The sequence below is a fragment of the Mesorhizobium sp. M1078 genome, from assembly GCF_040318615.1.
Classification (GTDB): domain Bacteria; phylum Pseudomonadota; class Alphaproteobacteria; order Rhizobiales; family Rhizobiaceae; genus Mesorhizobium.
The window spans coordinates 75,225-88,836 of record NZ_JAMYMP010000010.1 but is presented as its reverse complement, the minus strand read 5'-3'; the positions used below and the strand labels follow the sequence as shown (position 1 = coordinate 88,836).

7 protein-coding genes and 10 pseudogenes are annotated in these 13,612 nt (G+C 58.0%); 6 read left to right on the top strand and 11 right to left on the bottom strand.

The annotated features are described in order from the left end of the window. Positions 1–40 precede the first annotated feature (40 nt). The 4 genes and pseudogenes from NKH38_RS33400 to NKH38_RS33385 form a co-directional block, all read left to right on the top strand. Positions 41–757, top strand: a pseudogene (locus NKH38_RS33400) (IS66 family transposase). Beyond that, positions 651–1,069: pseudogene (locus NKH38_RS33395) on the top strand (IS66 family transposase). Before NKH38_RS33400 ends, NKH38_RS33395 begins: the two co-directional pseudogenes overlap by 107 nt. Further along, positions 1,027–1,206: a transposase domain-containing protein gene (locus NKH38_RS33390; protein WP_502896687.1), complete on the top strand. Its 180-nt coding sequence runs from the start codon at positions 1,027–1,029 to the stop codon at positions 1,204–1,206. The pseudogene NKH38_RS33395 and the gene NKH38_RS33390 overlap by 43 nt, the downstream one beginning before the upstream one ends. Positions 1,207–1,393: 187 nt before the next feature. After that, positions 1,394–1,536, top strand: a pseudogene (locus tag NKH38_RS33385) (helix-turn-helix domain-containing protein); the annotation flags it as partial. A 58-nt stretch (positions 1,537–1,594) separates the two neighbouring features. Here NKH38_RS33385 and NKH38_RS15690 read toward each other — a convergent pair. From NKH38_RS15690 to NKH38_RS15655, 8 genes and pseudogenes are all read right to left on the bottom strand, one after another. Beyond that, positions 1,595–2,053, bottom strand: coding sequence for a GNAT family N-acetyltransferase (locus tag NKH38_RS15690; protein WP_352765368.1), 459 nt, complete (start codon positions 2,051–2,053; stop codon positions 1,595–1,597). A gap of 297 nt (positions 2,054–2,350) precedes the next feature. Beyond that, positions 2,351–2,779, bottom strand: coding sequence for an aspartate 1-decarboxylase (gene panD / locus NKH38_RS15685; protein WP_352581768.1), 429 nt, complete (start codon positions 2,777–2,779; stop codon positions 2,351–2,353). Positions 2,780–3,436: 657 nt separating this feature from the next. Next, the gene (locus NKH38_RS15680) at positions 3,437–4,381 is read right to left on the bottom strand and encodes a GHMP family kinase ATP-binding protein (RefSeq protein ID WP_352765366.1); all 945 of its coding nucleotides are present in this window, start codon (positions 4,379–4,381) and stop codon (positions 3,437–3,439) included. A 682-nt stretch (positions 4,382–5,063) separates the two neighbouring features. Then, positions 5,064–5,318 (bottom strand): Lrp/AsnC ligand binding domain-containing protein, encoded by a 255-nt coding sequence (locus tag NKH38_RS15675; protein WP_502896688.1) that lies wholly within the window; start codon positions 5,316–5,318, stop codon positions 5,064–5,066. 487 nt (positions 5,319–5,805) lie between these two features. Next, positions 5,806–6,478: pseudogene (locus NKH38_RS15670) on the bottom strand (OmpW/AlkL family protein). A 651-nt stretch (positions 6,479–7,129) separates the two neighbouring features. Next, positions 7,130–7,265: pseudogene (locus tag NKH38_RS15665) on the bottom strand (IS630 family transposase); the annotation flags it as partial. Continuing rightward, positions 7,265–7,541 (bottom strand): annotated as a pseudogene (locus tag NKH38_RS15660) (helix-turn-helix domain-containing protein); the annotation flags it as partial. The pseudogenes NKH38_RS15660 and NKH38_RS15665, both read right to left, overlap by 1 nt. Before the next feature lie 85 nt (positions 7,542–7,626). Continuing rightward, positions 7,627–7,860: pseudogene (locus tag NKH38_RS15655) on the bottom strand (IS481 family transposase); the annotation flags it as partial. Positions 7,861–8,121: 261 nt separating this feature from the next. Between NKH38_RS15655 and NKH38_RS15650 the strand changes: the two are divergent. Beyond that, positions 8,122–9,081 (top strand): annotated as a pseudogene (locus tag NKH38_RS15650) (IS110 family RNA-guided transposase); the annotation flags it as partial. Positions 9,082–9,090: 9 nt separating this feature from the next. Further along, a pseudogene (locus NKH38_RS15645) lies at positions 9,091–9,603 on the top strand (transposase); the annotation flags it as partial. Between the two features lie 7 nt (positions 9,604–9,610). Here the strand turns inward: NKH38_RS15645 and NKH38_RS15640 are convergent. The 3 genes and pseudogenes from NKH38_RS15640 to NKH38_RS15630 all read right to left on the bottom strand — a co-directional run. Further along, on the bottom strand, positions 9,611–10,765 hold the full coding sequence (locus tag NKH38_RS15640; protein ID WP_352584812.1) for a M24 family metallopeptidase: 1,155 nt from the start codon (positions 10,763–10,765) through the stop codon (positions 9,611–9,613). A gap of 48 nt (positions 10,766–10,813) precedes the next feature. Continuing rightward, positions 10,814–11,572, bottom strand: a complete 759-nt coding sequence (locus NKH38_RS15635) for a class I SAM-dependent methyltransferase (protein ID WP_352762818.1) — start codon at positions 11,570–11,572, stop codon at positions 10,814–10,816. A 1,382-nt stretch (positions 11,573–12,954) separates the two neighbouring features. Next, positions 12,955–13,538: pseudogene (locus tag NKH38_RS15630) on the bottom strand (aldehyde dehydrogenase family protein); the annotation flags it as partial. Positions 13,539–13,612 lie beyond the last annotated feature (74 nt).

Below are 13,612 nucleotides of genomic sequence, written 5' to 3'. Positions count from 1 at the left end.
TCCCGACGCCCAGAAGACTTGTCCTTGCTGCCGTCACCAGATGCATCGCATGGGCGAGGCCGTTACCGAGCAACTTCATATCGAGGTGAAGGCGAAGGTTCTGCAGAATGTGCGGTTCAAGTATGCTTGCCGTCATTGCGACCGTACCGGCATCAACACGCCGGTCGTGACCGCGCCGATGCCCGCGCAACCCTTGCCGGGCAGCATCGCCACGGCCTCGACGCTGGCCTTCGCGCTCGTTCACAAATACGTCGACGGCACACCGCTCTACCGCCTGGCGCAGGCCTTCGAGCGCGCAGGGCGTTCCTGTCAGCCGTGGCGCTCTGGGTCACTGGGTGATCGGCTCGAGCGAAAAGCATCTCGCCCGCATCTATGAGGTCTGAAGCTGCGGCTCAGATCGCAGCCCCTCATCCATGGCGACGAGACCACGGTCCAGGTGCTGAAGGAAATGGACAGAGAGGCCACCAGCACCTCGTACATGTGGGCATACCGGAGCGGCCACGACAGTGACGAGCCGATCGTGCTGCTCGATTATCAGCCGGGTCGCGGCCAGATACACCCGCAGACCTTCTTGGGCGACTACCGCGGCATCGTGATCAGCGACGGTATCCGCCTGGCGCACGCTGGAAGGAGCAACGCATCTTGGCTGCATGGCCCATTCGAGGCGGCGCTTCGTCGATGCCCTAAAGGCGAGGAAGAAAGGCGGCGGCCCGCCGGAACAGGCGCTCCGGTTCTTCGAACAGCTCTATCGGGTTGAAAGGCAGGCGCGGAACGAAATCCCCGATGACGGCGAAACGCGGGATGACTGCATTCGCCGCTTCCGCCAGCAACATAGTGTCCCGATCCTCCAGGCTCTCAAGGCATGGCTCGACGACATCGCCCTAAAAGTCTTGCCGGACAGCAAGCTCGGCGACGCCGTCTCCTACACCCTGAACCAATGGGGATATCTGACGCGTTACACCGAGGACCGATCGACAACAATCTTCTCGAGCGTGACATCAGAATCTTTGCCACTGGCCGGAAAAGTTGGCTGTTCAGCGATACCGTCGACGGAGCATCTACAGCCTGACGTTGACCTGCCGCGCCTGTGGCGTCGAGCCGTTAGCGTGGCTGCGCCACGTCCTCACCGAGTTGCCTCAACGCGCTGTCGATACTGATATCGACGACCTGCTGCCCTTCAACTTCGCCAAAGCAACAGCAGCCTGATCAGACCAGATACCGTTCCCGATTCGAAGGCCATCCGTCGAAAGCCCCCGCGTCAACGTGCAGCGAAAATAGCGCTTACCCCCAAACAGCACATGGCACCGCTTATGCGCACTTCTTGACGACCGCTAACACCTTTCGCCAGGGGAGCTTCGCTCATCTTGCCCGGAACTCAATGTGCCAGAGCAGCCGACTGTTGTCGATCGCGGCGGTCCTGGACGGTATGAGCCGGACCGATGCGGCGCGGATCGGCCGGACGGATCGCCAGACGCTACGCGACTGGGTGCATCGCTCAACGCGGCCGGCCCCGATAGTCTTGTCGACCGGTGGGCACAAGCTCGGCTTCTCCCACATGAGTGAGCGGGCGCGTCATCCGGCCCCCTACACCACGTCAGTGGGCACGATCGAACGCCCCCGACACTCTCTCAGGGAATTCCTTCCGCAGGAAATATCGCCGGGATCCTCGTGGATAATTAGACAGGTGACCAAACGTCTCGTATCCGAGAGACTGATAGAATGCTGGCGCCTGAAACTCGAAAGTGTCTAGCCACACGCCGACACATCCGCTGCGAAGAGCCCAACGCTCTGCAGACCTTACTAGCCGCGCGCCGATTTTCCGACCCCGCAATTCCTTGGGTACAAATATCAATTCGATGTACACCCAGTCATAGTAGCCCCTTGCCCAAAGTCCACCCGTGGTTTGGCCGCTTCCGGGATCCTTGATGAGGACAGCAAAGGCCTTGGGGTCGTAAACAGCGCCCATGCTTTCGTTATAGATATCTAATTGGTCCAAGATGGCTTGCCGGTCCGAATCGTCCGGCTGTTCTTTTATCTGGATCAATTTAGCCATTGTGATTGTTCCTTCGAAGACAGGGTGTTGCGTCTTGGCTGAGGCCCTGACGCGAGACTGCTAGTCTAGTAAATGGCAGGGCCCACCGAAAAAACCGGCTCTGATAAAATGATAAGTCCTCTTCTGCCGAACAACCTGACTGCTCGACGCACGACCGCCATGAATGACCACCCCTTAAACAAAGATTCCCTTCGGAACGAGCTTCGCCCTGGAATGGAAAAGCAGTTGTTGACGGGACCGACCCCCATTCACCTGCTGCCTGCGCAGACGCTATCGGCGCTCAACCTGACTCGACGCTTAGACGATTCCGCCAGGAGAACCGTCGCGAACGGCGAACGTCTTCGTTCCATCTTGACTGATCTCAACATCGTAGAACATGCGGTCGCGCACAGAATTGTCCCTGTCGAACGTGAGCACCCGCGGCTTGATCTCTGCGATCTGATGCTCGCTAATATATGCGGAGGAGCAAACGATTATCTCATCGCCGATCTGGCAGGTGCGAGCAGCGGCTCCGTTCAGCACACAGCAACCAGACCCCCTCTCACCGTAAATCACATACGTACTGATCCGCGCGCCAGTCGCTTTATTCCATATCTCAACGAACTCCAACGGAAGAATGCCTGCCTCGCTGCAATGATCCGGGTCCAGAGTTATTGAACCGTGGTAGTTCAAATCTGCTCCGGTTACGGTGATGCCGTGCAACTTGGCGGCGACGATTTTCCTCATTTGCAGGTCCTCCTTCAGCTATAGACCCACCACCCGACGGGCGACTGCAGCGTTTGGTCGAGGGCAGGAAGTGCCCGATATGTGAAGCCTCGGAACGATCGACGCAAACCTCGTGCCGATTTAGCTCATCAGCGTAGGACGGAATATTATGGTCCCATTCAGTCACTTAGTCTCGGCCAACTACAAGGTGGCCAACAAGCCTGTCGAGGTCCCGACAAAGCGGACACGAAGTGTCGGCACAATAGGTTGACATTGGAGGCCGGAAGCAAATACCGCCTGGGGAATGACTTCTCCGTAGGGGCGGCTCACGAAGGCATTGACGCGTCGGTTGCGCGACGGCTTGACAGGGCTATTCGGCTGTCAGGAAGTAATCGAGGGGGAAAGCACTAGTACACCTCGGCTGAAGTTACGACTCGTTGGGTTCCGGCAGCGCGCATTTGGTGATTGAACTAAACCGCTGCCGCGGTAGCTGATGCGCGGGTCTGGCCTGAGGAGGCCCCCGTCTGAGAAGCTTTGGTGTTGAGCCAACCTTCCAGACAGGAGAACCCCAGATGGCCCAGATAAGCCCTCTGCGTCAGCGGTTTAGTTCAATCAGATTTGCACGCCTGAGGGAATCCCACGCCGATTCAGCCTCAATTCATCCCGCTCTAGGCTAGCCTAACAATCAGTCATCGTGAGATATATTTTTGGCCAGTCGTTGAATGCCGATACATGAGCGAGCACAGACCGAAGCTTCCTCGGAAAGTCAGCCGCCATTCGATCAAGCAGGATTCCACTCATCGTGCCGCTGTGCGCGACTATGACCCCAAGAGCGTCAGTAGCCTCGGATGCATTCAGCATCGAGTCCAGATGCTTCTTTGGAGCTCGCTCCTGATGCAAGAGCGAACTGGCTGTGGCGATCCTGCCTATTGTGGCCGTATCACCCCGCGAAATCGCTTTCCGCGCGCGGTCTAGTAATTCGTGATATTTCGCCCGGTAGCTGGCCGAGGTTTCGCCTCGCCGTTGATCATAGTCGACGGTTTCCACCGTCCCTCCTTCATCGATACCTACAATCGCGAGCGGAGGCATTTGCCCAAGGAAGGAGAGAAGGCTACATTCTCGCTGCTGATAGGCGACTACCCCTGGGTACATCACTCCATCAGATGGCTCGATCTCCGCCATTAGTTTCTCGATCAATGACGTGCCGATTCTACGGTTGAAGCAGCGCGCGATTGACCGTGCAGCCGCAACAAGATCCGCGGACGAACTTGCCAATCCTTTACCTTCGGGGAGTTCCGATTGCAAAAGCAGAATTCCTCCTGAGGCTCCGATTGCACTCACGAGATTTTCAGCTAGCTGTTTTGCTTTGAGTTTATGGGACGGATAGACAGTCACGGACCGTGTGTCTGCAATCGGCGTGAAGTAAGCCCTCGCAAAGAGCGCGATGGGCATCGTGACCAGAAAGTGAGAATCCCGGGAAACGGAGCCCGCCGGCAATTGCCCTTGCAGCAACTCGCCGAATGTACCGCAGCAAAGAGCGCCGCAGGGGTGGCTCCTTGGCTCCTGCCCATAATCGGCTATTTTCTGACCTGAGTCGGCGCCGTCGAACGTCTGGTGGGACATGTACGGCCTCCAAACTTCATTAGCGGCCGCTTCGAGAAGTTCTCTAGTCGACATGCTGGGGCTCGCTTTGTAAACGTATGGAGTATGTCGAATTTTGGATCGCCATATTACGTTCTCTTCAGGTGCGTTGAGCGTGCTTCTAGATAACGCCGAGCCGATACTCGTCAGAACTTCCTCGTGTCTCGTTGCTGATATCCTTCTTAGTACTTGTCGTACTCGCTCCGTTCGATAAACATAGCATTGACAGCGAGTGCCGCTCATAAAACTTCTGTAAAATCACTTTCTAAGATCTGTTACGTATCTACTGCCGGCGGCGAGGCATGGAGCACCCGGCGAAACGCGTTAGGCCCGCGAGAGGACGCCGCTTGATCAATCAGTGATACTGCTTTGCCATTAATCAGATTGGCAAACGGTGCACCAAGCTCTCAACTTCTGTCGGCGCTGAAGATGGCTGCTGTTCTGCCTATCCAACATATAACGCGCGGGCCCGCCCCATCGTCGAAGGAGGCGGATTTCGGGGACGGCCGGTGGAAGGACTCCAGAAGCTGCCCGGATTACGCCAACCCGTGGTCTGTTGCGTCGGCAAGGTGAAGCGGTCACTTTGCTCATCAGAGGCGATTGGTGGTGGTTGGCGATGCGTGCCTTTTGCAAGAGCGATTACATCCGCGCAGTCGAGCGAAAGCTATAGCGTAGACCGTGGCTCGATTTTGGTATTGTCAAGGGCGATCATGCTCTTGAATTTTCGCACGTTCGAATCAGTATTTAGCTTCGTCTTAACAAACGACTTGAGCGCTTCGACGTCATCCACAGCCAGGATTAGCACGAAGTCGGCACTGCCGGTGGTCTGGTAGCACTGAGTTACCTCCGTGGCGGCTTGCATCAAGCGCTTGAATCTTTCGACGAGCTCGAGGCATATTCGATCAAGCTCCACTAGCACTATGACCGTGATCAATTTGCAATCGCTCCTTCAATTCGGGAAAAACTTGCCTTGGTTCGCTTTCTGACAATGCTGTCGAACTCCGGACATCCGCTGATCGGCTGCAGTGCATATTCGCCAGACGTTCTTGATCCCGCCGAAACTGACAGGCATCCGCGTGTTCGCCGCACTTCCTGCAGCAGAAGGATGACGGCCCAAGCCGAACCGCGACAAGGCTTGATGTGGGCACGAGAGCAGCGAGCCTGGCGTCGCCGATTCCAGACCCGCTACCAGTCCCCCGGCAGCAACGTCAACTCGTTCGTTCACACGCCAGGGAAACGCCGACCAAGGCCTCGAACGGGTCGGGCCGGGACCAGCACTGCAGATCAGGTAGCGGTGCCCATATCGCTCGGCCTCGGCTGAGCAATCAGCTTCAACGGGATCAGGTCCGTCCCCTGGGTGCTCTCGCGCTTTCGAAATCGGTGCCGAAGATTCCCATGGCGACCCGTTAGAAGTGGTATGTGAGGCCTGCACCAATCAGCCAAGGGTCAAGCTTAGCCTTGCCCTTGAGATCGGTGCCAGCCACTTTGACGGTAAAATCCGGTTTCAGGAAAAGCTTCTTGACGTCGAAGTTGACCCCCCAGTGCTGGTCCAGCATGTAGTCGATGCCGACCTGCAGCGCGGCGCCAAGGGTGTTCTTCACATGGAGAGCATCGGCGCTGCCGATACTCTGATTAGAAGACGGTGTAGTTCAGGCCGGCTCCGACATAAGGTCGGAAGGCTCCGAACTGGGTAATATGATACTGCAGCGTGAGGGTGGGTGGCAGCACCCATACCTTACCGACGTTCCCCAGCGCGCCGATCGCTCCGGTGCCGTCGACCCTGGCGGAGGTGGTGGCAAGTATGAGTTCGGCGGCGATGTTTTCTGTGAAGAAATAGGAGATGTCGAATTCCGGAGTTATGGTGTCTGAATACGAGAGATCGGAACCGGCGATCCCGCCGACGTAACCTGAATCGTTGGTTTTCACGCCCAGCGCGCGCACGCGGATCTGCCATGGACTCGCCGTCTCCACCGTCACTTGGTCTTGTGCGATGTAAGGTTGCGCAGAGTCTGCCGCCAAGGCCTGCTGGCTCACTCCTATGAGGATCATGAACGCTGTAGCGCCCCGCGCCGCAGCCATCCGCACCTTTGTCATCATGTTCTCTCCTCTGACAGCCCGTGGGCTCCGCCGTTTGCGCCCGCGATGACTGCTCATCACTCGCTCTCCGGACGCTGCCAATAGGGTTGCATTTGCCGTGCCAACGAGAAGAGCATTGGGAAACGGCACCTTTCGCTTCCGACGCACTCGTGTCGCGGAGCTAAACCTGTGTGTTTCGAGCTGATACTTGTCGTGTTTCTCACAAACGGACCAACGACCGCGGGCATCCTGCGCTATTCTGGTAGAGGATGATACCATCCGCATCGCGGGTTGTCCGGCGGCGAAATTCTCCCCGTCGACAGGCCGGCCGCCGCAGCGTAGAGCACGAAGACGCTTGGTCCCGAGGCTTGAGCGGCATCGAACTGTTCATTGCAAGCGTGACCCCCATTGGTGGGGCGCCATCGTGGAGGTCCCTGGACGTAGCTTGGCGGCGCTTCAACGGCCTTCTCAGCGTCCGCATCTGCTGGAGCACAGGCGTGAGCGATCACGTGCGGCAGGTACTGAGATGGCGCTGGCAAAGCGCGAACCGAGGCGAAAGAGAGCCTGCGCCATTTGACCACCAGGCAAACCAACGGCCGCGGCACTGGTGGCCGATAAGCTGCGGTCAAGAAGCTGAACTAGAGCACGTCCTGTTCAATCTGGGTCATACCCGGCTGCCTTGAAGTAGTTGGCGCATTCGTCAGGGGTTGAAGCGTTCGAGGATCGCGCCGACCGTATCCCAGAGCGCGGCGATTGTCCTCTCGGCCTTGGCGCGCATCAGCGCCTTCACTGCTCGACCTCCAGCCGCGCCACCATCTCGTTCAGCGTGATGTCCTTGCGCTCCTCGATCAGCCCGACGATGAAGGCGTCATGCGCATCGAGGCTGGACGCGCGGCGGCGACCCTGCGGCCGCGGCCCAGTCTCGCCGAATCTTCGCCCGAGCAATCCAGCGGATCGCACTTGATATACCCACACCAAACCGCGCCGCGGCTTGGCGCGCCGACATACCTTCGTCCAAAGCCTTCAACACACGCCACCGCAGATCGCCACTCAGTGCTTTTCCCATTATCCACCTCCGTCGAGATGAATGTTGAATCAGCACACAACGCGGACGTCACTTCACAATCGATTCATCGATGGCAGGACGTGCTCTAGATGTTTAGTCCCGGCATTTGCTGGAGCGGATTACGCTTGAAGCGTTCGGGCTGTTTGGCCCAAGCCTTGCAGATGAACTCATAAGGGGTGAGGCCTATGAGGGTCTTGAGCCTGCGCCCGGGGTCGTAGGCCGAGACCAAGTCGGCAAGGTGCTGGCGGAGTTGGTCGTGGCTCTCATAGTAGAAGCGCCTGACGGTGGCTTCCTTGATCGTGCGGTTCATCCTTTCGACCTAACCTAATCCGGGATCTGTGGTGCCTTTCGTCCTGCTGTTCTTGTTTTGGAACGGCCTTATGGTGAGCCCATCCGGGATTGTGGGGCGCCAGTAGCACGAAGGTGCAGGCAGGCCGTCAATAGAGCGTGGGCTGAGAGCCCGAGCTCGTTACATGGCCGCCCCTCGCGACTTTCCCGGATGCGCTGCGAGCGCGGATCAGTAGATGTCGTGTTGCCCGCCAGCTCCCGTCTTTGACCGAGCCAAGAAGGAGGAACGGGCATGCGCATCATCGGACTGGATATCCATCGCGCCTTCGCCGAGGCGGTAGCTTGGGAGGACGGCAGGCTCAGGCGGCTGGGCCGCGTCGACATGCGACGCGATCTGCTGGATGCCTTCGCCGCAAAGCTGTCGTTGGATGATGTCGTGGTGATCGAGGCCACTGGCAACGCGACCTCGGCCGCCGCGGTTGTCGCCGCATGTGAAGAAAGTGGTGATCGCAAACCCAAGCAGGTGCGCATCATCGGCTATGCCAAGATCAAGACGGACACGATCGATGCCAGCGTTCTGGCGCAGCTCTATGCCAGCGGCTTCCTGCCGGAAGTCTGGATTCCGGATGAGCCGACGCAGGCTCTGCGTCGACAGGTGACACGGCGCAATCAGATTGACCGGCAGAGATCTCGATTAAAGAACGTCATCCAGTCGATCCTTCATAGCCACCTGATCCCGTCCTGCCCGCATGCCGACCTGTGCGGCACCAAGCGCCGGTCATGGTTGAGGGAGCAGGTCGTACCGCAGGACGACCGTCTCGCGATCGACCGGCATTTGCGCGAGTTCGACCGATTGGGCGAAGACCTCCAGGTCATCGAGCGCGATCTAGCCCGCTCGGCTCTCGCGGATGAAGGCGTGAAGCGGCTGATGACCATTCCCGGGGTCGACATGACCGTCGCGCTGGCGATGAAGGCGGCGATCGGCGACGTGTCGCGCTTCGACGATCCGCAGAAGCTCGTGAACTATCTCGGGTTGAACCCAAGCGTCCGACCAGGTCCGGCCTACCATGGGCGGATCACCAAGCAGGGGCGTGGTCATGCGCGCGGCATGCTCGTCGAGGCGGCCTGGGCGGCCGCTCGTGCTCCCGGACCGTTGCGAGCCTTCTTCCTGCGCGTGCGAGCCCAGCGCGGACAGCATGTCGCGGCCGTGGCAACCGCACGCAAACTCTCTGTCGTGATCTGGCATCTGTTGATGAAGGGCGAGAGTTACGCGTGGGCTCGACCCTCCCTGCATGCCAAGAAGCTGCGCGATGTGGGACTCAAGGCCGGGAGCAAGGCTGTGCGCGGCCAAAAGGGGGCCGAATGCATGCTGGTCCTGATCGGCGCCACGCCCGAGGGCAGGAAAGAACTCGTCGGTTTCCAGACCGGCGTTCGCGAGAGCGCGCAGAGCTGGCGCGAGCTGCTGGTCGACGTGAAGCGGCGTGGCCTGAAGATCGCGCCCGATATTGCCGTCGGCGATGGCGCGCTCGGCTTCTGGAAGGCGCTCGACGAGGTCTTTCCCGGCACCAGGCACCAACGCTGCTGGGTGCACAAGACCGCCAACGTCCTGAACAAGGTGCCGCTCTCGGTGCAGGTCGACATGAAGACGGATTTGCGCGAGATTTACGGCGCGCCGACACGCTCAGCAGCCGAAATGGCGATCGATGTGTTCGCCGAGAATACGGTGTATCCATGCCGGCGCCTCACATTGATGCTAGGCCGGCATCGCAAACTGAGAACAATCAGCAATTTACTAGCAGGTCGCGTGACATATTGCTCAGCGACTTCGCACCATCATCGGTCACGCGAATGGTCTCACTGAAGATATAACCATCGGTCTTTTCAAAAATACCGATGATTAGGTGGAAGGTCATGTTGGCCTGAAGCACCGTCTCATCTCCCTCTTGGATGCTCGGGCCTCCGTCTGTCCAATCGATCCCTATTGAGTATCCAATTCTGGATTCCTTTCGCACGCCGCGAGGTGCAAATCGGCGTCGAAAAGCTCGCTCGACATCGGCGCTCTTCACTCCAGGTCGAATAGCGTCGAAGGCAGCAAGGAAACCATCAAGGCACGCTTGGTGCACGTGCCTCGATCTGGCATTTGGCTCACCCAAAAATACCGTCCGTGACAAGGCGCAGGCATAACGGCGACGGAAGGCGGCGATCTCGAAATTCGTCTGACAGCCCATCTTGTACTGTCCGTCAGTCCATGTGAGATGTACCGCGTTCGCAGGGGAGCCTACGTGCATGGAGAAAGGTCGGGTTATCGCGCCCGGAAATTCCGGAGTGCCAGAAATGAGTGCATGCGAAACGGTAGCGGCAACGTCGCATTCTCGAGCGCCCACCGAGATTGCGAGCCTACCGAGCTGCAAAGCCCTATCGACGATCTTTCCTGCCTGCTCAATGTAGCTCAGCTCAGCAGGTGATTTTATCGACTTCAGAGCGGAAACCACCCCATCGGCATCGATGAACTCCGATATGCCTAGCCTCTTGCTCAAAGCGGCATGGCCCTTGACTCCAAGCATCTTCCCTGACAGTTCAACCCCAATACGGCTCGACTTGCTGCGCTCGCGCACAACGTCGGCAATGGGCTGCCATGCGGTGAGCTGGCTCGAAGCGATGTATTTCTCCGGATAACTGAGGATGCGTGATTGCGGCAGATACGAGGTGGCCTCTGCACACACAACGTCCATTTCACGCACTATAAGCCACGGATCCTCCTCGTCCTGGCACACAAGAGCGAGTTGTGGAACGTAGTCTGAAAAGCCCTCGTAGCCACTCAGATAGTTCATATTTCCGTCATTTAAGACAAGCAGTACGTCGATGCCACGCTCGGCCATCTGCTGGCGCAGCCGGGCGGTGCGTGCACGATACTCTTCTTGACCGAATGCAGGCATGAGCAACTCTCTAGCATGGACTAAAAGCTTGTAGGACAGACAGTCGTATTATTTATGCGCCACAACTACGAGGCTCGAGCTATCGGATGTAAACGCTCCACCGTCCGGACCATAAGCCTCAATAGTCACGAACCCCGCGCTTCGCAACATGCGAACAAATTCAGAAAACCCATACTGTCTGAAAGAAAGGTGCGTTCGTCTAACGTATCCATCGCGGACGAAGATCCTTTCGATGTTCCGCCGGTCGCTAAGCACATCATTGCTCACTATATCGATTCTTAGATCGTCGTTATGCTGCCAGACGTAGAAAGGTGTCTCGTGCCGTAAGAACGCGAAGCGATTGGCATAGTCGATTAAAAGGCGCCCGCCCTTTCTAAGTGAAGAAGCGGCTTCACGAAGAACTCTCTCGTTGTCCGCATCATCGAAATAGCCAAACGTCGTGTACCACAGAAAAGCCGCCTCAAATTGATCTCGCCATGGGAGTGAGCGCATGTCGCCAAGAACATACTCAACATTTAGCCCCCGTTCAGCCGCGTCCGCTTCGGCTTTTTTTAGCAAGGCCGGCGAGATGTCAAGTCCGGCTACCCGCGCTCCTTTTTCTGCCAACCGGTTGCTAATCCGCCCATAACCGCATCCAAGTTCAAGAACCGAGCTGCCTCCTTTAAGAGAAAGAAGATCCCAAATTACTGTCGCCTGTTGATCGCTCAGAGTGGGTGTATTTACTACATTTCCAAAGTGAAAATAGTCTTCACTGAAATGCGCGATAATTTCTGGTAGAGAAACCGGGGTGCTCGTCTCGTCACGCATCCATCATACTCCCGACGTTCTGTACATTTTGACCGATTTTGCACAGCGCGAAGAATTTTTAAAGAAAACATTTGTTAATTGTTTATAACACCGTTAAACGTTTTGGTAATATTAATTGACCTTGCGGCATCCCATATTCTACCGGGCCCGATATGGCGCCTCTCGAATCCTTCACCATCGGGAACTTGGGTATCATCGCGGCCGGTGGCCTTCTCAACGTCGCGGCGCTGGTGGCCATCGTGCGGGAAGGTGAAGATACTCGACCGCTCGCAGCGGCTCGCTTCGAGGCATTACTTCTTGTGTAAGCTTTGAGAGTTGGCTTCGCTCGGCAGCGGCCCGCCAATGCCTTTCTCGACGCGTAATGCACCTTCGGATCCGTGTGAAGTCCGTCTCTTGCCGGGCTTGCGGCGTCTCTCTTCAGATCGTTCTGCGGTGCGGTCAGTTTTGCCTGAGCGTCTCCTTCGGGGTACGACAGGCTTCCCTTTGTTCGTAACTGTCATGCATGTCTGGCATGTCTGTCGGCAGCGCCACCTATGGTGAGGCACAAGGCCACAAGATCCTGAAATCGAGGACGCACAAAAGGGCTTCGATTGAAATGTGGCGACCTTTGCAACACTTGCGGGCTCGGAGTGTTCGAGGCTGATGACTAGCACTACTTTGGCAGATTTTTAGCGGAGAGGGTTCTGCGGCAGTGGGGACAACGGATTGGGGGCGGCTGCGCGAGCGCGGTGAGGATGGCTTGCCTGACGGCGCGTAGGCTCGGTTGGGGCGGCGGGCTAAGGATCCTTTTTTCCCCTTCCGCTTGTTTAGCGAGATTGCAGGAAGGCGCAGGCGATCAGAGCCTTCTCTGCTTTGGCTCAGTCGTCTCATGGCCTTGCGCGCTTGTAGGTTTGCCCAGACGTTCCATCCGGCCCTTTTTGCATGACCTTCGACCGAAGCATGACTCAGGCGGCCGAAGTCGTTCCGTCAAAAATCGTCTTTCGGTGAACGCGGCCTTCAAAAAGAGAAGCGTTTTGAAATGTGATGCACCCTTTGGCCGAATGAACGATCGACGCGCATCGGCAGTAAACAATGTGTTTAGTAATGCCGCTTCAAGCACGGCTGCCACGAAAGCCCTTCTAGCAGCCGCTGGATGAGCCTCACCGCGCAAGACCTGGAGCGTCGTCATGGGGTTGGAACAAAGAGCAGTGCGAAATAGCTTGGCCACCACAGCTCGGAGCGGATCGTCTTCGAGGTCAATGACGCGGCCGCGATTTTGCTGCGGGCCGCGATGGATGCCTGTCTCGGCGGTCGACGGCGCGATCAATGGGCGGCGGCTCCGGACCCGCAGAAACCGTCGAGTTTCGCCTCGAGGTCAGCTTTCGCGCCGACGCCCGCCTTTGTGCATCGGCGTCTGAATCGTCGAAGACGATGAAAGGCGCATTGCCGCCGAGCTCGAGGCTGACCTTCTTGATCTGGTGCGAGCACTGGCGCATGAGCAGCCGGCCAACCTCGGTCGAGCCGGTGAAGCTGATCTTGCGGACCTTGGCGTTTGTGCAGAGTTCGCGGCCGACGGCATCGCCCTCAGACGCGTAGATCAGGTTGACCACGCCTTCGGGAAAGCCAGCCTGGTGGGCGAGGGCAAACATTGCGCCGGCCACGAGCGGCGTCTGTTCAGCGGGTTTCAGCACGATCGTGCAGCCAGCCGCCAAGGCCGGCGAGATCTTGCGCGCCACCATGGAGGCCGGGAAATTCCATGGCGTGATCGTGCCGACGACGCCGATCGGCTGCTTGATCAGAGGCGACGATCCGTCGATGGCGCGGAGATCGTCTCGCCATAGATGCGGTTGGCCTCTTCGGCGTACCATTGCAGGTACGCCGCCGCATGCGCCACTTCCGATTTGGCCTCGGCAAGGGGCTTGCCCATTTCCGCGGTCAATATCGCGGCAAGGTCAACGGCGTGGTCGATGATCAGCTGATGCCAGCGCCCCACATCGGCGTTCGTCAATTGGTGGCTTGCTGGCGAGGCCGAGCCTGGCGGGCCCCCGTCATCAATATTCT